At 47.4% G+C, this 1099-nt stretch carries 1 protein-coding gene; it reads right to left on the bottom strand.

Annotated features, from left to right (window positions below):
* Positions 1 to 132: 132 nt before the first annotated feature.
* A complete protein-coding gene (locus IFT57_RS26820; protein WP_192153234.1) occupies positions 133 to 528 on the bottom strand; it encodes a hypothetical protein in 396 nt (131 codons plus the stop codon).
* Positions 529 to 1099 lie beyond the last annotated feature (571 nt).

Below are 1099 nucleotides of genomic sequence, written 5' to 3'. Positions count from 1 at the left end.
AAGATAGGCGTGTCGCAGCTGAACTGGTGGCGGGGCGCGCCAATGATTCGCTGATGCGCTGGGCTATGCCGGGACATGAATAAAGGCCTCTATCTGATCACTGGCCTTGGCGGCGATCAAGAGAGGTGGGGATCAACCACCCCAGCAGTTGTCGAAAATCTTCTGCGCGATCCACGGCAGGTCGCGCTGGAATTCTGGGAATACCTCGAAGCGGCCAAGCATGCGGTCTACACATATGAACGCTTTTTGGCCAGACCCGGCAATGGTGCAGATACCGCCAAGGCTAACATTGCCTTCGCGCGATACTGATACAGGCAAAGTATAAAGGCTGTCACATGATTGTATTTTGGTAGTATTTTTGTTCCATAGCGCAATATCTCTGAATTCTTGCGTTACAGATTTCCAGTCTTCCGGATCTACTGTCCTCAAAACCGAGTTCGCTGGCGGAAATTCGAGCTCTGACTCACTGCCTCCAATAGCTGCAGTGGAAAGCAGTATGAGCTGGATAAGTATAAATAATTGTTTCATGTGTAACTCCTTGAGTAGTTATTCTCCGTAGCTTCATGGAAAAGTAAACCATGATCTAACATATGGCTCAAGGAAACGAATATGTCTTTTTAATAGAGATCAATGAAATTGGCTAGCACAACCCTCCACCCAATGGGCTTTGATCTAAGTAGATAACTCTGCAAATTGATACGATATGGTTAGATTTCTAGTGGACAAGAAGCGATCAATCAATGTCCGATCCAGCCACCCCTCCGTCACATGCATAGGAAGTATCTCCGATCCAGGATTTGGCGCTGATTGTCAGTGACTACTGGGTCAGGCCTGAACCCGAAAGCGATCATAGAGTTAAGCGAAAAAACGAATCGGTGGTTCTAACAAGCCATGGCGTTCATTTGCTCAAAATCTAAGATAGCTCCCGCACATTGCCACTGGTGTTCATAAGACTATAATTCGATAGCGGGAGACCTCACTGATGAACATTCTGACGGATATTTCGGGACTTTCATCAGGCGAGGATATAAACAAAATCACTAAGGGCAAACCAGCACGGTTGCTCAAGATAGGCGTGTCGCAGCTGAACTGGTGGCGG

The organism is Pseudomonas sp. CFBP 13719 (genome assembly GCF_014842095.1).
Lineage (GTDB): Bacteria > Pseudomonadota > Gammaproteobacteria > Pseudomonadales > Pseudomonadaceae > Aquipseudomonas.
Note: the sequence above shows the minus strand (reverse complement) of the source record. Positions and strands in the feature narration are given on the sequence as shown.